The following is a 21,252-nucleotide window of genomic DNA, read 5'->3' as shown; positions in this document are numbered from 1 at the left end:
TTCAAGCGTAATCCGCTTTGCGCGGCGATGCGACCGCCGCACTACTCCGCACTACTCCGCGCGCGCGTCCCGCCGCAACAGGCCGCTGACCGCGTCGCGCGGCGCGACGCCGTCGAACAGCACGCCGCACACGGCTTCGGTGATCGGCATTTCGATCGCTTGCTCGCGCGCGATCGCGAGCACCGCCTGCGCGCAGCGCACGCCTTCGGCGACGTGGCCGAGCGCGGCGAGGATGTCGTTCAGCGAGCGGCCGGCGGCCAGTTGCAGGCCGACCGTGCGGTTGCGCGACAGGTCGCCCGTCGCGGTGAGGATCAGGTCGCCGAGGCCCGTGAGGCCGGTGAAGGTTTCCGCGCGGCCGCCGAGCGCGACGCCGAGCCGCGACATTTCCGCGAGGCCGCGCGTGATCAGCGCGGCGCGCGCGTTCAGGCCGAGGCCGAGGCCGTCGGCGATGCCGGTCGCAATCGCCAGCACGTTCTTCACCGCGCCGCCGACCTCGACGCCGACCACGTCGTCGCCGGTATAGATCCGCATCGCGCCGTGATGGAACGCCGCGAGCGTGCGGTCGCGGCACGCGGCCGACGCACTCGCGATCGTCAGCGCGACCGGCAGCCCCTGGCCGACCTCGCGCGCGAAGCTCGGGCCCGACAGCACGCCGTTGCTGCGCTGCTCGGGCAGCTCGGCGGCGATCACCTGATGCGGCAGCAGATGCGTGTCCGCCTCGAAGCCCTTGCAGACCCAGATCACGTGCGCGGGCACGCAGCCCGCGTCGCGCATCGCGCGGCACAGCGCGCGCAGGCCGGCGACGGGCGCGCCGATCACGCACAGCGCGTCGTCCGCGGCGCCGTGCGCGAGCGCCGCGGCGAAATTCGCGTCGTAGCGCAGCGCATCGGGCAGCGCGATGCCGTCGAGATAGCGGGAATTCTCGTGCCGGGCCTGCAGCCCGGCGATGAGCGCGGCGTCGCGCGCCCACAGAAGCGTGTCGTGCCGCGCGGCCAGATGGCCCGCGAGCGCGGTGCCCCAGGCACCGGCGCCGAGAACGGCTACTTTCATACCCAGCACCGGTCCTTGTTCGTCCCTCAGTTCAGCGCCGAGCCGTTCGGCGCGCCGGCCGCGCCAGCCTGTTGTTGCTGCTGGAGCTGCGCGAGACGCTGCTCGTACAGCGCCTGGAAGTTGATCTCGGCGAGGTGGATCGGCGGGAAGCCTGCGCGCGTGATCGCGTCGGCGATGTTCGAGCGCAGGTACGGGAACAGGATCGTCGGGCAGGCGATGCCGACGAGCGGGTCGAGCTGTTCGTCAGGAATGTTGCGAATGTCAAAAATTCCGGCCTGCTTCGCCTCGATCAGGAACGCGACCTTGTCCTTCACCTTCGCGGTCACGGTGCCCGACACGACGACTTCGAACACGCTTTCGGCGAGACGCTCGGCCTTCACGTCGACTTCGACCTCAACCGACGGCATGTCCTGCTCGAGGAAGATCGCCGGCGAATTCGGCTGCTCGAGCGACATATCCTTCAGGTAGACGCGCTGGATGTTGAAGAACGGTTGGTTTTCGACGTCGGACATGGTGTTTCCCTAAATGTGGTGACGAGGCGGCCGGCCTGGCGCCGGCCGCCCCGGTTGATCCTGCGCGCGTGGCCGCGCGACCGGCGGCCATTCTGCCCTAATCAGGCGGCTTGCAGAAGCGGCACGAGGCCGCCTGCGCGGTCGAGCGTCGACAGGTCGTCGTAGCCGCCGACGTGCGTGTCGCCGATGTAGATCTGCGGCACCGTGCGGCGGCCGGTGCGCGACATCATTTCCTCGCGGCGCGCCGGATCCTTGTCGATCAGCACCTTCTCGATCTGCTCGACGCCGCGCAGCTTCAGGAGCCGCTCGGCCTGGATGCAATACGGGCACACCTGGGTGCTGTACATGACCACTTTGTTCACTTCGCCACTCCTTGTTTGACGACCGGCATGCCGGCCTGCTGCCACGCGGCGACGCCGCCCTCGAGCACGTGCACCTCGGCATAGCCCGCCGCCTCGACCGCGCGCGCCGCCTTCTGCGACTGCTGGCCGTTCTGGCACACGAGCAGCACCGGGGTGCTCTTGTTCTTCGCGACCTGCGCGATCTTCGCGCCGATCTCGCCGGCTTCGACCTGGCGCGCCGACGGCAGGTGGCCGGCGGCGAACTCGGACGCCGGACGCACGTCGATCACGACCGCGTTGCGGCGATTGATGAGCTGGGTCGCCTCCGCGGCCGACAGGCCGCCGCGGCCGCGGCGCAGCGCGGGATACGCAAGCAGGCCGCCGGACACCAGCAGGATCGCGACGAGGGCCAGGTTCGTGTAATCGGTAAAGAAACTCACGGAATTCCGCCGGAAAGAGAGAAATCGGAAAAGGACAATCCCGCCATTATAAAATAACCGTCTTGCGCGATGGCGGGCCCGTCCCGGGCGCCGTGCGGCGCGCACCGCTTCCTTCACTACCGACCGCAAGCATCTATGTACAAGCTCGTCCTCATCCGCCACGGCGAATCGACGTGGAACAAGGAAAACCGCTTCACCGGCTGGGTCGACGTCGACCTGACCGAGCAAGGCTGCAACGAGGCCTACCAGGCCGGCGAACTGCTCAAGGAAGCCGGCTACACGTTCGACATCGCGTACACGTCCGTGCTCAAGCGCGCGATCCGCACGCTGTGGCACGTGCAGGACCGCATGGACCTGATGTACCTGCCCGTCGTGCACTCGTGGCGCCTCAACGAGCGCCACTACGGCGCGCTGTCGGGCCTGAACAAGGCGGAAACGGCCGCGAAGTTCGGCGACGAGCAGGTGCTGGTCTGGCGCCGCAGCTACGACACGCCGCCGCCCGCGCTGGAGCCGACCGACGAGCGCGCGCCGTACGCGGACCCGCGCTACGCGCGCGTGCCGCGCGAGCAGCTGCCGCTCACCGAATGCCTGAAGGACACGGTTGCGCGCGTGCTGCCGCTGTGGAACGAATCGATCGCGCCGGCAATCAAGGGCGGCAAGCAGGTGCTGATCGCCGCGCACGGCAACTCGCTGCGCGCGCTGATCAAGTATCTCGACGGCATCTCGGACAGCGACATCGTCGGCCTGAACATCCCGAACGGCGTGCCGCTCGTCTATGAACTCGACGAAAACCTGAAACCGCTCAAGAGCTACTACCTCGGCGACCAGGACGCGATCGCGAAGGCGCAGGCCGCCGTCGCGAAGCAGGGCAAGGCGGGCTGATCCCGCCCCGTCGCGCCGGCCCCCGCGCCGGCGCGACGGGCGCTCGCGCGAACAACCCCGAGCGCTTGCGCGAACCTCTTCGCCCGGGCACGGTCGAACCGGTTTCGGTCCTTTCCACTGCCCCGCCGGACGAACAGTTATACTTGTCCGCTCGATCTCCGCTACCGCCACGCGCTCCCCGACCGCACCAGATCTCTATGCGTATGAAATTGAAGAACATCGGCCTGATTGCCGCGGGCCTTGCCACGGGCGTGTTCGCCACGCTGCAAATCTCCGCGTCGGCCGAGCAGACCGTCACGGCGCCGCTTCCGCTCGACCAGCTGCGCCTGTTCGCCGAGGTGTTCGGCCAGATCAAGCGCGAGTACGTCGAGCCGGTCGACGACAAGAAGCTGCTGACGGCGGCGATCAAGGGCATGGTGTCGAGCCTCGACCCGCACTCGTCGTTCCTCGACAAGACCGACTACGAGGAGCTGCAGGAGCAGACGAAGGGCCGCTTCGCGGGTCTCGGCATCGAGATCTCGCAGGAAGACGGCCTCGTCAAGGTGATCTCCCCGATCGAGGACACCCCGGCGTTTCGCGCCGGCATCCGTCCGGGCGACCTGATCACCCGCATCAACGACAAGCCGGTGCGCGGCATGACGCTCGACAAGGCGGTCAAGCAGATGCGCGGCGAGCCGGGCACCAAGGTCACGCTGACGATCTTCCGCAAGAGCGATGACCGCACGTTCCCGATCACGGTCACGCGTGCGGTGATCCGCGTGCAGAGCGTGAAGCTGAAGATGCTCGACCCGGGCTACGCGTACATCCGCATCACGAGCTTCCAGGAGCGCACGACGCCCGACCTCGCGGCAAGGCTGCAGGACATCGCGCGCCAGCAGCCGAACGTCAAGGGCCTGATCCTCGATCTGCGCAACAACGGCGGCGGCCTGCTGCAGAGCGCGGTCGGCGTCGCGGGCGCGTTCCTGCCGCCGGATTCCGTCGTCGTGTCAACCAACGGCCAGATCCCGGATTCGAAGCAGGTCTATCGCGACACCTACGACAATTACCGCCTGCCGTCGTTCGACGGCGATCCGCTGAAGAGCCTGCCGCCGGTCTTCAAGACCGTGCCGATCGTCGTGCTGACGAATGCGTATTCGGCCTCCGCGTCGGAAATCGTCGCGGGCGCGCTGCAGGATTCGAAGCGCGCGACCATCATGGGCAAGACGACGTTCGGCAAGGGCTCGGTGCAGACGGTCCGCCCGATGACGGCCGACACCGCGCTGCGCCTGACGACCGCCTACTACTACACGCCGAGCGGCCGCTCGATCCAGAACAAGGGCATCACGCCGGACGTGCCGGTCGACCAGTACGCGGACGGCGATCCGGACGACGCGCTCGTGACGCGCGAGGTCGACTACACGAACCACCTCGCGAACACGCAGGACCCGAACGAGAAGAAGGAGCAGGAAGAGCGCGAGCAGCGCCGGATGGACCAGCTCCGCATTCTCGAGGAGCAGAACGACAAGAAGACGCCGGAGCAGCGCCAGAAGGACCGCGATCGCAAGCCGATCGAGTTCGGCAGCACGGAAGACTTCATGATGCAGCAGGCGCTCGCGAAGCTCGAAGGCAAGCCGGTGCAGGCCTCGAAGTCGCTGCTCGCCGAGAGCACGCAGGCCCCGGCCGGCAAGTCGGCTGCGAAGCCGGCGCCGAAGGCGTCCGCCGCCAAGCCGGCGTCCGCGCCGAAGCCCGCGTCGGCGCCGCAGTAAGCGCCGGCCGGCACCCGACGGGCCATCGCGGCAACCCCGCGATGGCCCGTTTCGTTTGGGCGCGCCGCCGCGCACAGATCGATGCCGCCCAGGCCGGCACAGCCCGTTCGCCTGCCCGCCGCCCGTGCCAGCAGGCCCTAGAATAAGCAGGTCCGCCCCGCTTTCTGCCCGCCCTCCGCTCATGAACGACGATCAACTTCTCCGCTACTCCCGCCACATCCTCGTCGACGAAATCGGCATCGAAGCGCAGCAGCGCTTTCTCGACGCGCACGCGATCGTCGTCGGCGCGGGCGGGCTCGGCTCGCCCGCCGCGATGTATCTCGCGGCGTCCGGCGTCGGCACGATCACGCTCGTCGACGCGGACACGGTCGATCTCACGAACCTGCAGCGGCAGATCCTGCACGTGACCGCATCGGTCGGCCGCAGGAAGGTGGAGTCGGGGCGCGACACGCTCGCGCAGCTCAACCCCGACGTGACCGTGCACGCGGTCGCCGAGCGCGTCGACGGCGCGTGGCTCGACGCGCATGTGCCGCAGGCGAGCGTCGTGCTCGACTGCACCGACAATTTCGCGACCCGCCATGCGATCAACCGCGCGTGCGTCGCGCACCGCGTGCCGCTCGTATCGGGCGCGGCGCTGCGCTTCGACGGCCAGATCAGCACGTTCGACTTCCGGCGCGCCGACGCGCCCTGCTACGCATGCGTGTTTCCGGAGGACCAGCCGTTCGAGGAAGTCGCGTGCGCGACGATGGGCGTGTTCGCGCCGACGGTCGGCATCATCGGCGCGATGCAGGCCGCCGAGGCGCTGCGCGTGATCGGCGGCATCGGCGCGACGCTGAACGGCCGGCTGATGATGCTCGATGCGCTGCGGATGGAATGGACGACGATGAAGATCGCGCGCCAGCCGGACTGCCCGGTGTGCGGCGGGCGGCACTGACGCGCGGCCCACGCCCCGCGTGCGGGAACGTGGGCATGAAACCGGCTAGAAGGGCGTGTTCACGCCCTAGGCCGCGTCCGCGTGCGGCTCGGCGGTCGACAGGCGCTGCAGCGCCGACTGCACCTCCTCAGGCTCGAACGCCGCGAGCACGTCGGCCGTCGGCTTTTCGAGCGCCTTCAGGTGCGCGCGCAGGATCTCCTGCTTGACGACGAGCAACTGGCTCGGATGCATCGAGAACTCGGTGAGCCCCATGCCGAGCAAGAGGCGCGTCAGTGCCGGATCGCCCGCCATCTCCCCGCACACCGACACCGGCACCCCGGCGCGCTTCGCTTCGCGCAGCGTGTACGCGATCAGGTGCAGCACCGCCGGATGCAGCGGGTCGTACAGATGCGCGACCGCGTTGTCCGCGCGATCGATCGCGAGCGTGTACTGGATCAGGTCGTTGGTCCCGATCGACAGGAAATCGAAACGCTTCAGGAACAGCGGCAACGCGATCGCCGCGGCCGGAATCTCGATCATCGCGCCGACCCGCACGTTCGGATCGTAGGCGAGGCCCGCGTCGTCGAGCTGGCGCTTCGCCTCGCGGATCAGGTCGAGCGTCTGGTCGATCTCCTGCGCGTGCGCGAGCATCGGGATCAGGATCTTCACCTGCCCGAACGCGGACGCGCGCAGGATCGCGCGCAGCTGCGTGAGGAACATCTGCGGCTCGGACAGGCTCCAGCGGATCGCGCGCAGGCCGAGCGCCGGGTTCGGCGCGGTCTCGTAGCCTTCATCGAGCGCTTCGAGCGGCTTGTCGGCGCCGACGTCGATCGTGCGGATCGTCACCGGCATGCCCTTCATCCATTCGACCGCGCGCTTGTACGCGGCGAACTGCTCCTCTTCCTCCGGCATCGCCTTCTGGTGCATGAACAGGAATTCGGAGCGGAACAGCCCGACGCCGACCGCGCCCGCCTCGACCGCCGCTTTCGCGTCGTCGGGCAGCTCGATGTTCGCGCACAGGTCGATCTTGGTGCCGCATAACGTTTGCGTCGGCGAGAACTTGAGACGCTGCAGCTTGCGTTGCTCGAGCGCCATCTCGGACTGGCGGTACGAATATTCCTCGAGGACGATCGGCGCCGGGTCGACGATCACGATGCCCTGGTCGCCGTCGACGATGATCAGGTCGTCCTGGCGGATCAGCGTGCTCGCGTGCTGCACGCCGACCGCGGCCGGAATGCCGAGGCTGCGCGCGACGATCGCCGTATGCGACGTGCGCCCGCCGAGATCGGTGACGAACGCCTGGAACGACTGGCTCTTGAACTGCATCATGTCGGCCGGCGCGATGTCGTGCGCGACGACGATCATCTCGTCGGTGCCGGACTTCGCGGCGCCGTCGAGCGCCTGCGACGCGGACGGCGCGCCCGCGAGCGCCTTCAGCACGCGCTCGACCACCTGCTCGATGTCGGCCTTGCGTTCGCGCAGGTATTCATCCTCGATGTCGTCGAAATGACGCGTGAGCAGGTCGAGCTGCTCGGTCAGCGCCCATTCGACGTTGTAGCGGCGCGTGCGGATCAGGTCGATGGTTTCCTGCACGAGCATCGCGTCGCTCAGGATCATCGCGTGCACGTCGATGAACGCGGCAACTTCGGTCGGGGTATCGTCGGTCAGGTCCGCGCGAAGCGCGTCGAGCTCGCGATGCACGGCTGCGAGCGCCGAACGGAAGCGCTCGACCTCGGCGTCGATCTGATTCGCCTCGATCAGGTAATGGGCGACGTCGAGCGCCGCCGGCGCGATCAGATACGCACGACCGATCGCGATACCACGTGAGACGGGAATGCCATGCAGCGTGAACGACACGCGCACCTCCTCTTTACATGAACAGCCGCGGCGCACCGCTGCGATGCGCTTATGACCCCGATAGCGATTATAAATTCCGCACGTGGCCGCTGACTGCGTGCAGCGCAGCATTGCGCGGATCGCATCAATCGTGCCTGCGAAAAAAATGCCGCGATAGACGCGGCATTCTCACTGGAAACGGCAACGATTCCGTGCTGCGGGTCACTGCCCTTCGCCGAACTTGTCGGCGATCAGCTTGAGCAGCGCGTCCATCGCTTCATTCTCGTCCGGCCCTTCGGTCTCGATCGTGACCGTGCTGCCGATGCCCGCCGCGAGCATCATCACGCCCATGATGCTTTTCGCGTTGATCTTGCGCCCGTTGCGCGACATCCAGACTTCGGACTGGAAATTGCCGGCCAGTTGCGTGAGCTTGGCCGATGCGCGCGCATGCAGCCCCAATTTATTGACGATGGTGGTTTCTTGTTGAAGCATGGTTCTCGGTCGGGTCGGTCGAGGCCGCCGGCGACGTGCCGTCGGCGGGTCAGTCTAAAACGTGAATACGGGGCGTCAGTGCGATTCCGTGCGCGGCTGCGGCTCCGGCGGAATCGGCGCGCACTGCCCGCAGCCGACTTCGGACGGCGGCGGCGGCGTGCCCGCCGCGACTTCGTGGACGCCTTTCGCGCCGCCGGACAGCGCCTTGTCGACGAGCTTGTCGAGCGGCAGCGTGCGGTAGCAGACCGCACGCACCAGCATCGGCAGGTTGGCGCCCGCCAGCACCCGCACGTCCGTGACCTTCGCGAGCTGGCCGGCGATGTTCGCAGGCGTCGCGCCGTACATGTCGGTCAGCACGATTGCGCCGTTTTCTTCCTTGAGCCGCGCGAGCTCCGCGTGCGCGAACGCCATCACCTGGACGGGATCGCTGTCCGCCTGCACGTCGATGCAGCCGATGCGCGCGGGCACGCCGCCGTAGATGTGCGCGATGCAGTCCCGCAGCGCGGTCGCGAGCGGGGCATGCGCGATGATCAGAATCCCTGCCATGTCAGACTGCCTCCGCCCCGTGGCGGGGCAACGAGCATAGCGAGTGGGGAAAACGTGTCATGTTCAAGCCTTGCAACGGTTCGGCCCGGCCGCCGGGCCTGCGGCGCGTCGAATCGCGGCGCCGGGCGAGCGGGCATTGTAGCAGGCCGGTCGAACCGCTCCGGCAGCGGTGGACCTGCGCGGCCGCCGCCGGGATTGCGCGCGAAAGCGGGCTACGCGGCCGCGCGCTCCAGCGCGTCGACGAACATCGCGGCGACGTCGAAGCCCGTCTGCTCCATGATCTCGCGAAAGCACGTGGGGCTCGTCACGTTCACTTCGGTCAGCCAGTCGCCGATCGCGTCGAGTCCGACCAGCAGCAGGCCGCGTGCGGCCAGCACCGGACCGAGCGTTTCGGCGATCTCGCGATCGCGCGCGGTGAGCGGCTGCGCGACGCCGACGCCGCCCGCCGCGAGATTGCCGCGCACCTCGCTGCCCTGCGGAATCCGCGCGAGCGAATACGGCACGGGCTCGCCCGCGATCAGCAGGATGCGCTTGTCCCCCGCCTTGATCTCGGGGATGAACTTCTGGATCATCAGCGAACGCGTGCCGTCGTGGCCGAGCATCTCGATGATCGAGCCGAGATTCATCCCGTCCGCCTTCACGCGGAACACGCCCATCCCGCCCATGCCGTCGAGCGGCTTCACGATCACGTCGCCGTGCTCGGCGTGGAATGCGCGCAGCCGCGCGGCATCGCGAGTGACGAGCGTCGGCGCGACGAACTGCGGGAATTCGCCGATCGCGAGCTTCTCCGAATGATCGCGGATCGCCTGCGGCTTGTTGAACACGCGCGCGCCGGCGCGCTCGGCCACCTCGAGCATCCACGTGGCCGTCACGTACTCCATGTCGAACGGCGGGTCCTTGCGCATCAGCACCGCGTCGAACGACGTCAGCAGGCGCGACGCGTGCGCGGCCGCCTCGTGCCACGGATGACGGTGCAGGTCGGCCGCGTCGCCGACGATCGTCACGCGCCGCACGTCCGCCTCGACGCCCGACCCCGTCCACGCGAGCTGGTGCGGCTCGCACGCGTAGATCGCATGCCCGCGCCGCGCGGCCTCCGCCATCATCGCGTAGGTCGAATCCTTGTAGATCTTGAAGCGCTCGAGCGGGTCGGCGATAAAGAGAATGTCCATGCGGGTCCTGTCTTTGCGGTGCCGGCAGCGCGGCCGTTACACCTGGATGGCTTCCGGATCGGTCTTTTCCAGTTCGATCGACGACGCGATCAGCGACAGCCGCGCGACGACGCCGTACATGTAGAACCGGTTCGGCGGCGCGGCGCCCGGCTTGGCGCCGGCATCCGGCAGCGCGGTGTGCTCGAAGCCGAGCGGCACGTAGTGCATGCCCGGCGCGTTCAGGTTCTGGTCGCGCTCGCGGCCGCCGTGCGTGCGGTAGAAGCCGCCGACCACGTAGCGGTCGATCATGTAGACGACCGGCTCCGCGACCTCGTCGCCGATCCGCTCGAACGTGTACACGCCTTCCTGCACGATCACGTCGCGCACCGCGACCCCGGCCTTCGACTCGGCCATCTGCGCGCGCTCGGCCTTCGACATCCGGCCGATCTCGGCCGCGTCGTGCACGGTCATCACGCCGCGCCCGGCGGTGCCGGCATCGGCCTTCACGACGACGTACGGCTTCTCGCTGATGCCGTACTCGCGATACTTGCGCGCGATCTTCTTCAGCACGCCGTCGATCGCGTCGGCGAGCGCCTGGTCGCCTTCATGCCCCTGCCAGTCGACGCCCTCGACGTGCGCAAAATACGGATTCACCATCCACGGATCGACGCCGACCATCTTCGCGAACTTCTTCGCGACGTCGTCGTAGCACGAGAAGTGCGTCGACTTGCGGCGCACCGCCCAGGCCGCGTGCAGCGGCGGCAGCAGGTACTGCTCGTGCAGGTTTTCCAGCACGGGCGGGATGCCGGCCGACAGGTCGTTGTTCAGCAGGATCGAGCACGGGTCGAAATTCTTCAGGCCGAGCCGGCGCGGCGTGCGCTCGAGCGGCTCCAGCACGATCTTCTGGCCGTCGGCGAGCGTGATCGGCGTGATGTCGGTGATGCTCGGGTCGAGCGAGCCGAAGCGCACGTTGAGGCCGGCCTGGCGCATGATCGTCGCGAGCCGCGCGACGTTTTCCAGATAGAACGCGTTGCGGGTCGGCAGCTCGGGAATCACGAGCAGGTTCTTCGCGTCCGGGCAGATCTTCTCGATCGCGGCCATCGCCGCCTGCACGGCGAGCGGCAGCACTTCGGACGGGAGGTTGTTGAAGCCGCCGGGAAACAGGTTGGCGTCGACGGGCGCCAGCTTGAAGCCGGCGTTGCGCAGGTCGACCGAACAGTAGAACGGCGGCGTGTGCTCCTGCCATTCGAGCCTGAACCAGCGTTCGATCGCAGGCGTGGCGTCGAGGATCTTCTGCTCGAGTTCAAGCAGCGGACCGTTTAACGCCGTAACGAGGTGGGGAACCATGAATCACTCGCGAGCGGGAGAATGAAGATTGTAGAGCAATTGCATTGCCCATTTGGGGATTGTTCCCGGAATCGCAAGGATTTGGAGGAAGTTTCTGGCTATTGACCCGATAGCGCGCAGGGTTATCCGCTGCCGGGCGCCGTCGCAGGAGAAAAAAACCCGCCGGGAAGGCGGGCCGAAGTCGCTGCGCTCATTCGTAGCGGGGGCGGCGTCGCGGCCGCCCGCCGTCCATCGTTCCGGCTTATTCGACGTGCTCGCCGTGCAGGATCACGTCGAGGCCTTCGCGTTCTTCCTCTTCCGTCACGCGCAGGCCAATCGTCAGGTCGATCAGCTTCAGCAGCACGAAGCTCAGCACGCCGCTGTAGACCAGCGTGATCAGCACGCCCTTGGCCTGCAGCAGCAGGCTGCCGTCGAAGCCGCCGATGTCCTTGACCGCGAACACGCCCGTCAGCAGCGCGCCGAGAACCCCGCCCACGCCGTGCACGCCGAACGCATCGAGCGAATCGTCGTAGCCGAGCTTCGACTTGAGCCACGTCGCCGACCAGAAGCAGATCACGCCCGCCGCGATGCCGATCGCGAGCGCGCCCGCCACGCCGACGAAGCCGGCGGCCGGCGTGATCGCCACGAGACCCGCGACCGCGCCCGACACGATGCCGAGCACCGACGGCTTGCCCTTCGCGATCCACTCGGCAAACATCCAGCCGAGCGCCGCGCAGGCCGTCGCCACTTGCGTCGTCAGCATCGCGAAGCCGGCACGGCCGTCGGCCGCGACCGCCGAACCCGCGTTGAAGCCGAACCAGCCGACCCACAGCATCGAGCCGCCGATCATCGTCAGCACCAGGTTGTGCGGCGCCATCGATTCGCGGCCGTAGCCGACGCGCTTGCCGAGCACGAGGCACGACATCAGGCCCGCGATGCCGGCGTTGATGTGCACCACCGTGCCGCCCGCGAAGTCGAGCACGCCGTCGGCCGACAGCCAGCCGGTCGGCTCCCACACCATGTGCGCGATCGGCACATAGACGATCAGCGACCAGAGCGTCATGAACACGAGCATCGCCGAGAACTTCATGCGGTCGGCGAACGCGCCGCAGATCAGCGCCGGCGTGATGATCGCGAACGTCATCTGGTAGACGAAGTAGACCGATTCCGGAATCGTCGTCGCCAGATGGCTGACGGTCAGCGTCGTCGCCTTGTCGCCCTTGATGTAGTTCATCCCGTGCAGGAACACGCGCGACAGGCCGCCGATGAAGCCGTTGCCCGGCGTGAACGCGAGGCTGTAGCCGACCACTGTCCAGAGCACCGTGATCAGCGCGGTAATCGCGAAGCTCTGCATCACGGTCGCGAGCACGTTCTTCTTGCGGACCATGCCCGCGTAGAACAGCGCGAGGCCCGGGACCGTCATGAACAGCACGAGCGCGGTGGACGTCAGCATCCACGCGGTGTCGCCCGCGCTGATCTTCGACGAATCGACCGAGAACGGCGCGGTCGGCGCGGCAGGCGCGGCCGGGGCCGACGCGGCGGCGGCGGCCGATGCCTCGGCGCCCGAAGCCGGCGCGGCAGCGGCGGTGGCGCCCGAAGCGGCGGCCTCGGACGCAGCCGGAGCGGCGGCAGCGGCCGAAGCGTCGGCCGGAGCCGACGCAGCCGGCGCGGAAGCGGCCGATGCCGCGTCGTCCGCGAGCGCGGGGCCAACGCCGGCCGCGATCAGCGAGCCGGCCATCAGCAGGGTCATCAGAAGTTTGCGCATCTTGGTTTTCCTCTTGTCGCTCGTCTGTCTGTTACAGCGCGTCCGCGCCCGTCTCCCCGGTGCGGATCCGGATCACCTGCTCGATCGGCGTGACGAAGATCTTGCCGTCGCCGATCTTGCCGGTGCGCGCGGCCCGCTCGATCGCTTCCACCGCTTGGTCGACGAGATCGTCGGACACGGCCGCCTCGATCTTCATCTTCGGCAGGAAATCGACCACGTATTCGGCGCCCCGGTACAGTTCGGTGTGCCCTTTCTGGCGGCCGAACCCTTTCACCTCCGTCACCGTGATGCCGGAGACGCCGAGGGCGGAGAGCGCCTCGCGCGTCTCATCGAGCTTGAACGGCTTGATGATTGCGGTAATGAGTTTCATGAAGTCCTCTCGCTGGGTTGTCCCGTCGAATTGGTTTGGAATGTTGTAACGGTTCTCTCCTCAGCAACTCGCATGCCATGTTTGCGTGAGCGCCGGTTCGAACGGCTCCGGAGCGGGGTCGCACCAGCCGTTGAAAGGTCCGCGAGCCCGGCCGAATGGCCAACGTGGCGCGGTTTGCTGGCGCACCGAAAGGATCGTTGCTAGAGTGCACGCACGTCCCGGGATGCAGGGACTTTCACCCATGCGGGCGCCGTGCCCGGAAATCGCGCGCGACGCGCACCATTTCCGGTCATGCGTGCTTCATGGGCACGTATGCAACTGAAGATGCACATTTTTTGTGCAATGAAGGGGAATCACATGAAACAACCCAGCGACGTTTTCCACGATCTGCAGTCGCGCGTCAGCGACCTGCTGAAAAACTCGCCGGCCAAGGATGTCGAGCGCAACGTGAAGGCCATGCTGTCGCAAGGCTTCTCGAAGCTCGATCTCGTCACCCGCGAGGAGTTCGACACGCAGGCGCAGGTGCTCGCCCGCACCCGCGTGCGTCTCGAGGAACTGGAAAAGCGCGTCGCGGAACTCGAGTCGAGGCTCGCGGCGTCGCAGGACTGACGCGCCGCACCGGCTGACCGGCCGGGCGCGGGCCGCTTCGCGTGGCGCTCGCCCGCGCCGGTAGCACCGGCGAGCGGTCCGGGGAGGTTTGCACTGCCTGCTGTTCGCTGTCCTATGCTGTTCGTCGGGTTCTGCTGGCCTTAGATCTTCGCTGTTCGTCGCTCTTCGCCGTCCTTCGCTCTTCGCCGTCCTTCGTTCTTCGCTGTCCCTCGCTCTTCGCCGTCCTTCGTTCTTCGCAGTTCATCGTTTTTTTCCGCGCCACGCCGGCAAGCGCGCCCTGACTCTCCGATTTCCGAAGGCAGGCGGCCTCGCACGCCCGTAGCCGTCCGATTCATACACAGGAGCCTCGCCATGTCGCTTGCCGTGGTGCGCAGCCGCGCCCCGGCGGCCGGCCGCGCGCCGGACGTCACCGTCGAAGTCCATCTCGCCAACGGCCTGCCGTCGTTCTCGATCGTCGGCCTGCCCGATCTCGAAGTCCGCGAAAGCCGCGAGCGCGTGCGCGCCGCGCTGCAGAACTGCGGATTCGAATTTCCGGTCCGCCGCATCACCGTCAATCTCGCGCCCGCCGACCTGCCGAAGGAATCGGGCCGCTTCGACCTGCCGATCGCGCTCGGCATCCTCGCCGCGAACGGCCAGATTCCGGCCGACGCGCTGGTCGGCCGCGAATTCGCCGGCGAACTGTCGCTGACCGGCGCGCTGCGGCCGATGCGCGGCGCGTTCGCGATGGCGTGCGGCACGGCGCGCGACGGACGCGCCGACGCAACCCGCGATGGTTTCGGCTCTGGCTCTGGCTCTGGCTCTGGCTCTGGCTCTGGCTCTGGCTCTGGCTCTGGCTCTGGCTCTGGCTCTGGCTCCGGCTCCGGTGCCGGCTTCGGCACAGGCGCCTGCTCAGGCTCCGACTCAAACTCCGCCGCCAATACCGCACCCGAACCCCACGCGCGAGCGCCGGAGCTTTACCTGCCGCTCGACAGCGCCGCCGAAGCCGCGCTCGTGCCGGGCGTGACCGTATTCGGCGCGCCCGACCTCCCCGCGCTGTGCGCGCACCTCTCCGGTGCGCCCGACGCGCGACTCGTGCCGGTCGCGGCGCCGTGCGTCGACGGCTTGCCGGCACCGGCCGCGCCCGACCTCGCCGACGTGATCGGCCAGCGCGGCGCGCGGCGGGCGCTCGAAGTCGCCGCCGCGGGCGGGCATCACATGCTGATGGTCGGGCCGCCCGGTGCGGGCAAGTCGATGCTGGCCGCCCGGCTGCCGGGGCTGCTGCCGCCGCTGACCGACGACGAGGCGCTCATGTCGGCCGCGCTGCTGTCGGCGAGCCGCGTCGGCTTCTCGCCCGCGCAGTGGCGGCAGCGGCCGTTTCGCACGCCGCATCATTCGTCGAGCGCCGCGGCGCTCGTCGGCGGCCGCAATCCGCCGCAGCCGGGCGAAATCACGCTCGCGCACCTCGGCGTGCTGTTCCTCGACGAGCTGCCGGAGTTCGACCGGCACGTGCTGGAAATGCTGCGCGAGCCGCTCGAAGCGGGCCGCATCACGATTTCCCGCGTCGCGATGCAGGCGGATTTCCCTGCCGCGTGCCAGTTGATCGCGGCGATGAATCCGTGCCCGTGCGGCTGGCACGGCGACCCGTCCGGCCGCTGCCGCTGCTCGCCGGACGTCGCCGCGCGCTACCTGCGCAAGCTGTCCGGGCCGCTGCTCGACCGCATCGACATCCAGATCGACCTGCCTGCGCTCACGCCGGCCGAGCTTTCCGCGCGGGCGTCGGCCCCCGGCGAGCCGAGCGCCGCGGTTGCCGCGCGGGTCGCGCAGGCGCGCGCGCTGCAGCTCGACCGCCAGGGCAAGACCAATCACATGCTGACCGGCCGCGAGACCGACGACCTGTGCCGGCCGACCGACGAAGGCGAGCGCCTGCTGCGCGAGGCCGGCGAGCGGTTCGGCTGGTCCGCGCGGGCGTATTACCGGGTGCTGAAGGTCGCGCGGACGATCGCCGATCTCGCCGGCGACCCGCTGCCGACCGCCGCGCAGATCGCCGAGGCGATCCGCTACCGGCGCGCGCTGAGCGCGCCCTGAGGACAAAATTGGCTGTCAAGACTTGACTTATGCACAATTCCACGCATCCGGGCCCGGATTGCGTCGTGACGGGCGATACTCGATGCGCGAATCGCATGCCATTGTTTTTATTGACTTTTCTTGAATGGCAAGCCGCCGTGCAAACAGGCCGGAAGCCCGCCCGGCGCGGGCGGGCGGCAGATTCGGTCAACTTTTCAACAAAGTTATCCACACGCGCTGTGGATAGCCGAAAAAGCCCAGCAAAATCCGGCGATTAGCGGCGAATGCTGCGAAGGAACTTTCAGTGGGCGAAGACGCTCTGAGGCGCCCTCGCCCGCCGTGTTCAGTCGAGTTTCAACGAGCCGAAGAACTGGTCGAGCTGTTCCGGCGCAAGCGGCGCGTCGGCGATCACGACCGCCTGGTACGCATGCTTGCCGCGCGCGACGAGCCGCGCCACGATCGTCTTGCGGGCACGCTCGGGCCCGGCTGCCGCGCCGGCGACGCGCAGCTCGAGCCCGTTCACCGCGCCGCCCGCGGCGAGCGGCACCGGCACCGCGGCCGTCTGCGGCGCGCCTTCGAGGTTGCGGGACAGGCCCGCGCGCAGGTAGTCGAGCACCGCGCGCCGGGTGTCGTCGCGGTCGTCGGGCAGCATCACCGTACCGACCGCGAACACCGCGCCGCCGACGTGCGCGGCCTGCATCCGCATCCTCATCGGCGTGCCGCCGATCGCGACCGCGTGTTCCTCGACGGTCGGCTTCGCGGGCAGGTCGATCGTGTAGCCGGCGTCGCTGTGCAGCGTGCGCCAGTCGAAGGATGGCGAGCACGCCGCCAGCGCGGCGCTCGCGCAGACGACTGCGGCGAACTGCCGCAGCGGACGAAAACGACGAAAGGAATGAAAAAGGGGACGCAGCGAATCGGCAAGTTCCTTCGGCATGACGCGGATCGAAGCAGGCAAAGCGTGCATTATGCGTCGAACGGCCATCCGCGGATGCGCGGCGGCCTCCGGTGCGCACCCCGCATTCGCGCTAAAATAATCGCCGAATTTCGACCGCCCGAATTTCGACCGCAATTTCCCGCACCGTCGACCGACTCCGAGAGCCCCGCAGATGAACTCCACGCCTCCCACCCAGGGCCGCCGCGCCAGCCCGATGCGCTACGTCGCGGCCGCCGTCGTCGTGGCCGCGATCGCCGTGGCCGGCTTTTTCGCGTTCAACGGCAAGTCCAGCGCGCCGGACGCCACCTTCACGCTGCTGTCGGGCCAGAAGATCTCGACCGCGTCCGACCTGAAGGGCAAGGTCTACCTCGTCAACTTCTGGGCGACGAGCTGCGCGACCTGCATGCAGGAAATGCCGCAGATGGTCGAGACCTACAACCGCTTCAAGGGACAGGGTCTGGAATTCGTCGCGGTCGCGATGAACTACGATCCGCCGATGTACGTCGCGAACTACGCGCAGACGCGCCAGCTGCCGTTCAAGGTCGCGCTCGACGACGGCAGCGCCGCGAAGCAGTTCGGCAACGTGCAGCTGACGCCGACGACCTTCGTCGTCGACAAGGACGGCAAGATCCTGAAGCGCTATGTCGGCGCGCCGCAGTTCGCGGAGCTCGACGCGCTGCTCAAGAAGGCGCTCGGCAACGCGGCCTGAGCGCCCGCCCGATACCGGCCGACCGGCGCGCAATGCGCGCGTCGCCGCAAGCAGGCCCCGACACGGACCGCATGACCGGACAGCGCCGGTTCCGCGGTCCGTTTTCGTTTCAGCGGTCTGTATCGCCTTTCGCCGACAGCCCGTAGCGCTTCATCTTCTCGTAAAGCGTCGCCTTGCCGACGTGCAGCCGGTCGGCGGTCGCCGCGACCGCGCCGCCCGTCTGGTTCAGCGCTTCGGCGATCACCGCGCGCTCGAACTCCTCGATCCGCTCCTTCAGCGTCTGCTCGTTCGCGTCGTCGCCCGCCGCGCCCGCGTCCTGCGGCATGTCGGCGACGCCGAGCACGAACCGGTCGGCCGCGTTGCGCAGCTCGCGCACGTTGCCCGGCCAGTCGCGCTGCATCAGGCTCGCGCGCTGCCGGTCGGTGAGCACCGGCGCCGGGCGGTCGTAGCGCACGGCCGCATCGAGCATGAAGTGCTCGAACAGCGGCACGATGTCCTCGCGGCGCTCGGCGAGCGGCGGCAGCGCGATCGTCACGACGTTGAGCCGGTACAGCAGGTCGCGCCGGAACGTGCCGGCCGCGACCAGTTCGCTCATGTCGCCCTTCGCGGCCGCGACGACCCGGCAGTTCACGCGGATCGGCTGGTTCGAGCCGAGCCGCTCGAGCACGCCGTCCTGCAGCACGCGCAGGAGCTTCACCTGCAGCGCGAGCGGCATGCTTTCGATCTCGTCGAGGAACAGCGTGCCGCCGGACGCGTATTCGAGCTTGCCGACCCGGCGCTTCGCCGCGCCCGTGAACGCGCCGGGCTCGTAGCCGAACATCTCCGATTCGAACATCGGCTCGGGCAGCGCGCCGCAGTTCACCGCGATGAACGGCTTGTCGCGGCGCGGCGACAGCTCGTGCAGGCTGCGCGCGATCAGCTCCTTGCCGGCGCCGGTGTCGCCGTTGATGAGGACCGACGCATCGGTCGGCGCGACGTTCGCGATCAGCTTGCGCACCTGCTCGATCGCCGGGCTGCGGCCGATGATGCGCGGCGCGACGACGTTCTGCCCGGCCAGCTCGCGGCGCAGCGCGTGGTTCTCGAGCACCAGCTCGCGCCGCTCCAGCGCGCGCCGCACGGTCTCGATCAGCCGCTCGGCGGCGAACGGCTTCTCGATGAAGTCGTACGCGCCGTCGCGCATCGCCTGCACCGCCATCGAGATGTCGCCGTGGCCGGTGACGAGGATCACCGGCACGTCGGGCACGCGCTCGCGGCATTGCGCGAGCAGGTCGAGCCCGCTCGCGCCGGGCAGGCGGATGTCGCTGACGATCACGCCGGCGGCGTCGGCGACGATCGCCTTCTCGGCGGCCTCGGCCGACTCGAAGCCGGTCACGTCGAAGCCTGCCAGCTGGAGGCTCTGCACGCTCGCGCGGCGCACGAGCGCGTCGTCTTCGATATAGATCACTTGCAGCCGGTTGGCCATCGTACTCACTTGCTCCTGATGGGCGGGCGCGGGTCGGTTCACGCCGATTGTCCGTCGATTCGGCGCGCGGCGCGCCGCGGGCGGCTAGCGCGCGCCCGTCCGCTCGGACACGGAGTCCGGATGATGCGTGCGGGCGCGCCGCAACGTCAAGACGAACAGCGCGCCGCCGCCCGGCGCGTTGCGGGCGGTCAGCGAGCCGCCCGCGTCGCTCGCGATCGACGACGAGATCGCAAGCCCGAGGCCGAGCCCGCGCCCCATTTCCTTCGTCGTGAAGAACGGCTCGAACAGGCGCGGCAGCAGGTCGGGGGCAATGCCCGGGCCGTTGTCGCGCACCTGGATCGCGAGCGTCGCGGCCGACGCCTCGATCGCCACGTCGATCCGTGGAGCGACCGTCCGAGGGGCGGCCCCCGCCGCGACCGCGTCGAGCGCGTTGCCGAGCAGGTTGATCAGCACCTGTTCGAGACGCAGGTCCTCGCAGCGCGCGACGAGCTCCGGATGATCGTTCGCGAGATCGAGCGGCGCGTTCCGCGCGGGCGACACCGCGTCATCCCGCAGCGTCAGCACCAGCTCGACGCCGCGCAGCCGTTCGCCGAGCAGCGCGAGCACGCTGCGCAGCGCGCGCACGACGAGCGCCTGCTCGTTGCGCGGCCGCGCGCGGCCGACGAACAGCTTCAACTGGTTGGTGATCTTGCCCATCCGCTCGGTGAGCGCGGCGATCGCCTCGAGGTTCTCGCGCGCGGCCGCCTGCTCGCCGCGGTCGAGCAGCACGCGCGTGTTGTCGGAAAAGCTGCGCAGCGCGGCGAGCGGCTGGTTCAGCTCGTGCGTGATGCCCGCCGCCATCTGGCCGAGCGCGGCGAGCTTGCTCGCCTGGATCAGCTCGTCGTGCGCGGCGCGCAGGTCCTGCTCGGCGCGAATCCGCTCGCCGACCTCCTTCTGCAGCTGCGCGTTCGCTTCCGACAGGTCGGTCGTGCGCTCCTCGACGCGCCGGTTCAGCTCCGCATACGCCTGCTGCAGCAGCGCGCGGCCGCGGATCATCTCGCGCACGCGCGCGCGGCGCATCCGCCAGTAGAACGCGAGCAGCGCAATCGACACGAAGCCGAAGCCGGTGACGATCGTCGCGTTGCGCGCGTCGGCGTCGACCGGCGCGATCGGCGCGAGCGTGACGAGCAGCCAGTCCGGCTCGCCGATGCGGCGCTGCGTCGCCAGATAGCGCGGCGCGCGGCGGCCCGGCCCGAGCCGCACGATCTGCGCATCGGGATCGAGCACCTGCTCGACCCTGAGCGGCAACGGCGTGACCGGCTGCTGCGCGTACTGGCGGGTCTCGAAGATCGACGCGGCGACGGGCCCCGCCAGCGGCTTGAGCGTGTGGTATTTCCACGCGGGCACCGACGACAGGAACACGACGCCGTGATCGTCGGCGACGACGAGCGGCTCGGACGCGTCGGCGCCCTGGAACCATTCGAGGTTGAGCTTCACGACGACGACGCCGACGATCCGGCCGTCGCGCCACACGGGCTGCGAGATGTAGTAGCCGGGGTCGCGCGAGATCGTGCCGATGCCGAAGAAGCGGCCGACCCGGCCGTTCATCGCGTCGATGAAATACGGGCGAAAACGGTATTCGATCCCGATGAAGCTGTCGGGCGCGCGCCAGTTGCTCGCGGCGACGCACAGGCCGTCCGCGCCGACGAGATAGGTGACGGTCGCGTGCGCGTGCTGGTTGAGGTCTTCGAGGTAGCGGTTCGCGCGCGCGGCGTAGTCGGCACGCTTCGGCTCGGCGAGCAGCTCCTGCACGTACGGGTGGCTGCCGAGCAGGTACGGCAGCGATTCGTAGCGGTCGAGGGTGCTCTTCAGCGCGTTGGTCGTGCGGTCGACGCGCACCGCGGCATTGCGCTGCAGTTCGCCGACCCCGCGCTGCCAGGTCACGGTCCACGTCAGCGCGCACGCCGCGGCGAGCACGGCGGCGAGCGCGACGAGGACGAGCAGGCGGCGCTTCAAGGTGTGACGGCTTCCTGGCGATGCGGATCGTCTATTGTGTCATAGGGCCTGTTCACGCTCATAACGGGCTTGCGCTGGCCGCCAGAAGGGCCGAGCGCGAGGAATGTGCGACGCAGCGAATACTGGACGTATTC

At 68.7% G+C, this 21,252-nt stretch carries 19 protein-coding genes and 1 pseudogene; 6 read left to right on the top strand and 14 right to left on the bottom strand.

Annotated elements, in window-relative coordinates:
- Nucleotides 1-51 precede the first annotated feature (51 nt).
- The 4 genes from WJ35_RS12835 to WJ35_RS12820 all read right to left on the bottom strand — a co-directional run bounded on the left by WJ35_RS12835 (nucleotide 52) and on the right by WJ35_RS12820 (nucleotide 2,343).
- Nucleotides 52-1,050, bottom strand: a complete 999-nt coding sequence (locus tag WJ35_RS12835; RefSeq protein WP_060235942.1) for an NAD(P)H-dependent glycerol-3-phosphate dehydrogenase — start codon at nucleotides 1,048-1,050, stop codon at nucleotides 52-54.
- 26 nt (nucleotides 1,051-1,076) lie between these two features.
- Nucleotides 1,077-1,562: a protein-export chaperone SecB gene (gene secB / locus WJ35_RS12830; RefSeq protein WP_069239263.1), complete on the bottom strand. Its 486-nt coding sequence runs from the start codon at nucleotides 1,560-1,562 to the stop codon at nucleotides 1,077-1,079.
- Between the two features lie 101 nt (nucleotides 1,563-1,663).
- Complete coding sequence (grxC, locus tag WJ35_RS12825) at nucleotides 1,664-1,924, bottom strand: glutaredoxin 3 (RefSeq protein WP_010090591.1); 261 nt, start codon at nucleotides 1,922-1,924, stop codon at nucleotides 1,664-1,666.
- Nucleotides 1,921-2,343, bottom strand: coding sequence for a rhodanese-like domain-containing protein (locus WJ35_RS12820; RefSeq protein WP_010090590.1), 423 nt, complete (start codon nucleotides 2,341-2,343; stop codon nucleotides 1,921-1,923). The genes grxC and WJ35_RS12820 overlap by 4 nt, the downstream gene beginning before the upstream one ends.
- Nucleotides 2,344-2,478: 135 nt before the next feature.
- Here WJ35_RS12820 and gpmA point away from each other — a divergent pair, with 135 nt between their 5' ends.
- The 3 genes from gpmA (at nucleotide 2,479) to WJ35_RS12805 (ending at nucleotide 5,904) form a co-directional block, all read left to right on the top strand.
- Entirely contained in the window at nucleotides 2,479-3,225 is a 747-nt protein-coding gene (gpmA, locus tag WJ35_RS12815; protein WP_010090589.1) for a 2,3-diphosphoglycerate-dependent phosphoglycerate mutase, read from the top strand.
- Nucleotides 3,226-3,422: 197 nt separating this feature from the next.
- A complete protein-coding gene (locus WJ35_RS12810) occupies nucleotides 3,423-4,970 on the top strand; it encodes a S41 family peptidase (protein ID WP_029226331.1) in 1,548 nt (515 codons plus the stop codon).
- A gap of 181 nt (nucleotides 4,971-5,151) precedes the next feature.
- The gene (locus WJ35_RS12805) at nucleotides 5,152-5,904 is read left to right on the top strand and encodes a HesA/MoeB/ThiF family protein (RefSeq protein WP_010090587.1); all 753 of its coding nucleotides are present in this window, start codon (nucleotides 5,152-5,154) and stop codon (nucleotides 5,902-5,904) included.
- A 66-nt stretch (nucleotides 5,905-5,970) separates the two neighbouring features.
- Here the strand turns inward: WJ35_RS12805 and ptsP are convergent, their stop codons facing one another.
- The 7 genes from ptsP to WJ35_RS12770 form a co-directional block, all read right to left on the bottom strand.
- On the bottom strand, nucleotides 5,971-7,740 hold the full coding sequence (ptsP, locus tag WJ35_RS12800) for a phosphoenolpyruvate--protein phosphotransferase (RefSeq protein WP_060236051.1): 1,770 nt from the start codon (nucleotides 7,738-7,740) through the stop codon (nucleotides 5,971-5,973).
- 201 nt (nucleotides 7,741-7,941) lie between these two features.
- Nucleotides 7,942-8,211, bottom strand: coding sequence for an HPr family phosphocarrier protein (locus tag WJ35_RS12795; protein ID WP_010090585.1), 270 nt, complete (start codon nucleotides 8,209-8,211; stop codon nucleotides 7,942-7,944).
- Nucleotides 8,212-8,286: 75 nt separating this feature from the next.
- On the bottom strand, nucleotides 8,287-8,757 hold the full coding sequence (locus WJ35_RS12790) for a PTS sugar transporter subunit IIA (RefSeq protein ID WP_069239262.1): 471 nt from the start codon (nucleotides 8,755-8,757) through the stop codon (nucleotides 8,287-8,289).
- Nucleotides 8,758-8,969: 212 nt separating this feature from the next.
- Entirely contained in the window at nucleotides 8,970-9,926 is a 957-nt protein-coding gene (gene gshB / locus WJ35_RS12785; RefSeq protein WP_010090583.1) for a glutathione synthase, read from the bottom strand.
- Between the two features lie 36 nt (nucleotides 9,927-9,962).
- Nucleotides 9,963-11,252: a glutamate--cysteine ligase gene (gshA, locus tag WJ35_RS12780; protein ID WP_042586394.1), complete on the bottom strand. Its 1,290-nt coding sequence runs from the start codon at nucleotides 11,250-11,252 to the stop codon at nucleotides 9,963-9,965.
- Between the two features lie 241 nt (nucleotides 11,253-11,493).
- Complete coding sequence (locus WJ35_RS12775) at nucleotides 11,494-12,996, bottom strand: ammonium transporter (protein WP_060235940.1); 1,503 nt, start codon at nucleotides 12,994-12,996, stop codon at nucleotides 11,494-11,496.
- Between the two features lie 31 nt (nucleotides 12,997-13,027).
- The gene (locus tag WJ35_RS12770) at nucleotides 13,028-13,366 is read right to left on the bottom strand and encodes a P-II family nitrogen regulator (RefSeq protein WP_006398175.1); all 339 of its coding nucleotides are present in this window, start codon (nucleotides 13,364-13,366) and stop codon (nucleotides 13,028-13,030) included.
- Nucleotides 13,367-13,723: 357 nt separating this feature from the next.
- Here WJ35_RS12770 and WJ35_RS12765 point away from each other — a divergent pair, with 357 nt between their 5' ends.
- Both WJ35_RS12765 and WJ35_RS12760 read left to right on the top strand, forming a co-directional pair.
- Nucleotides 13,724-13,975 (top strand): accessory factor UbiK family protein, encoded by a 252-nt coding sequence (locus WJ35_RS12765; protein ID WP_069239436.1) that lies wholly within the window; start codon nucleotides 13,724-13,726, stop codon nucleotides 13,973-13,975.
- Between the two features lie 351 nt (nucleotides 13,976-14,326).
- Nucleotides 14,327-16,039 (top strand): YifB family Mg chelatase-like AAA ATPase, encoded by a 1,713-nt coding sequence (locus WJ35_RS12760; protein WP_069239261.1) that lies wholly within the window; start codon nucleotides 14,327-14,329, stop codon nucleotides 16,037-16,039.
- Between the two features lie 322 nt (nucleotides 16,040-16,361).
- Here WJ35_RS12760 and WJ35_RS12755 read toward each other — a convergent pair whose 3' ends face one another.
- Nucleotides 16,362-16,952 (bottom strand): hypothetical protein, encoded by a 591-nt coding sequence (locus tag WJ35_RS12755; RefSeq protein ID WP_060235933.1) that lies wholly within the window; start codon nucleotides 16,950-16,952, stop codon nucleotides 16,362-16,364.
- A 172-nt stretch (nucleotides 16,953-17,124) separates the two neighbouring features.
- On the opposite strand from WJ35_RS12755, the gene WJ35_RS12750 reads away from it, so the two are divergent.
- On the top strand, nucleotides 17,125-17,661 hold the full coding sequence (locus tag WJ35_RS12750) for a TlpA disulfide reductase family protein (protein ID WP_029226330.1): 537 nt from the start codon (nucleotides 17,125-17,127) through the stop codon (nucleotides 17,659-17,661).
- 109 nt (nucleotides 17,662-17,770) lie between these two features.
- Here the strand turns inward: WJ35_RS12750 and WJ35_RS12745 are convergent, their stop codons facing one another.
- Both WJ35_RS12745 and WJ35_RS12740 read right to left on the bottom strand, forming a co-directional pair.
- Nucleotides 17,771-19,123: a sigma-54-dependent transcriptional regulator gene (locus WJ35_RS12745; protein ID WP_010090573.1), complete on the bottom strand. Its 1,353-nt coding sequence runs from the start codon at nucleotides 19,121-19,123 to the stop codon at nucleotides 17,771-17,773.
- 84 nt (nucleotides 19,124-19,207) lie between these two features.
- Nucleotides 19,208-21,180 (bottom strand): annotated as a pseudogene (locus WJ35_RS12740) (sensor histidine kinase).
- Between the last annotated feature and the right edge of the window lie 72 nt (nucleotides 21,181-21,252).

Origin of the sequence: Burkholderia ubonensis (assembly GCF_001718695.1) — a bacterium.
In the GTDB taxonomy this organism is placed as follows: Bacteria; Pseudomonadota; Gammaproteobacteria; order Burkholderiales; family Burkholderiaceae; genus Burkholderia; species Burkholderia ubonensis_B.
The sequence above is the reverse complement of the archived record's forward strand: the minus strand, read 5'-3'. Positions and strand labels throughout refer to the sequence as shown.

What these genes read in the sequence shown, in the direction of transcription:
- WJ35_RS12770 (WP_006398175.1), bottom strand. Translation starts at nt 13,366, where the DNA reads ATGAAACTCATTACCGCAATCATCAAGCCGTTCAAGCTCGATGAGACG.
- secB (WP_069239263.1), bottom strand. Translation starts at nt 1,562, where the DNA reads ATGTCCGACGTCGAAAACCAACCGTTCTTCAACATCCAGCGCGTCTAC.
- WJ35_RS12795 (WP_010090585.1), bottom strand. Translation starts at nt 8,211, where the DNA reads ATGCTTCAACAAGAAACCACCATCGTCAATAAATTGGGGCTGCATGCG.
- WJ35_RS12760 (WP_069239261.1), top strand. Translation starts at nt 14,327, where the DNA reads ATGTCGCTTGCCGTGGTGCGCAGCCGCGCCCCGGCGGCCGGCCGCGCG.
- WJ35_RS12810 (WP_029226331.1), top strand. Translation starts at nt 3,423, where the DNA reads ATGCGTATGAAATTGAAGAACATCGGCCTGATTGCCGCGGGCCTTGCC.
- gpmA (WP_010090589.1), top strand. Translation starts at nt 2,479, where the DNA reads ATGTACAAGCTCGTCCTCATCCGCCACGGCGAATCGACGTGGAACAAG.
- WJ35_RS12755 (WP_060235933.1), bottom strand. Translation starts at nt 16,952, where the DNA reads ATGCCGAAGGAACTTGCCGATTCGCTGCGTCCCCTTTTTCATTCCTTT.
- WJ35_RS12805 (WP_010090587.1), top strand. Translation starts at nt 5,152, where the DNA reads ATGAACGACGATCAACTTCTCCGCTACTCCCGCCACATCCTCGTCGAC.
- WJ35_RS12765 (WP_069239436.1), top strand. Translation starts at nt 13,724, where the DNA reads ATGAAACAACCCAGCGACGTTTTCCACGATCTGCAGTCGCGCGTCAGC.
- WJ35_RS12745 (WP_010090573.1), bottom strand. Translation starts at nt 19,123, where the DNA reads ATGGCCAACCGGCTGCAAGTGATCTATATCGAAGACGACGCGCTCGTG.
- WJ35_RS12750 (WP_029226330.1), top strand. Translation starts at nt 17,125, where the DNA reads ATGAACTCCACGCCTCCCACCCAGGGCCGCCGCGCCAGCCCGATGCGC.
- WJ35_RS12835 (WP_060235942.1), bottom strand. Translation starts at nt 1,050, where the DNA reads ATGAAAGTAGCCGTTCTCGGCGCCGGTGCCTGGGGCACCGCGCTCGCG.
- gshA (WP_042586394.1), bottom strand. Translation starts at nt 11,252, where the DNA reads ATGGTTCCCCACCTCGTTACGGCGTTAAACGGTCCGCTGCTTGAACTC.
- WJ35_RS12790 (WP_069239262.1), bottom strand. Translation starts at nt 8,757, where the DNA reads ATGGCAGGGATTCTGATCATCGCGCATGCCCCGCTCGCGACCGCGCTG.
- WJ35_RS12775 (WP_060235940.1), bottom strand. Translation starts at nt 12,996, where the DNA reads ATGCGCAAACTTCTGATGACCCTGCTGATGGCCGGCTCGCTGATCGCG.
- gshB (WP_010090583.1), bottom strand. Translation starts at nt 9,926, where the DNA reads ATGGACATTCTCTTTATCGCCGACCCGCTCGAGCGCTTCAAGATCTAC.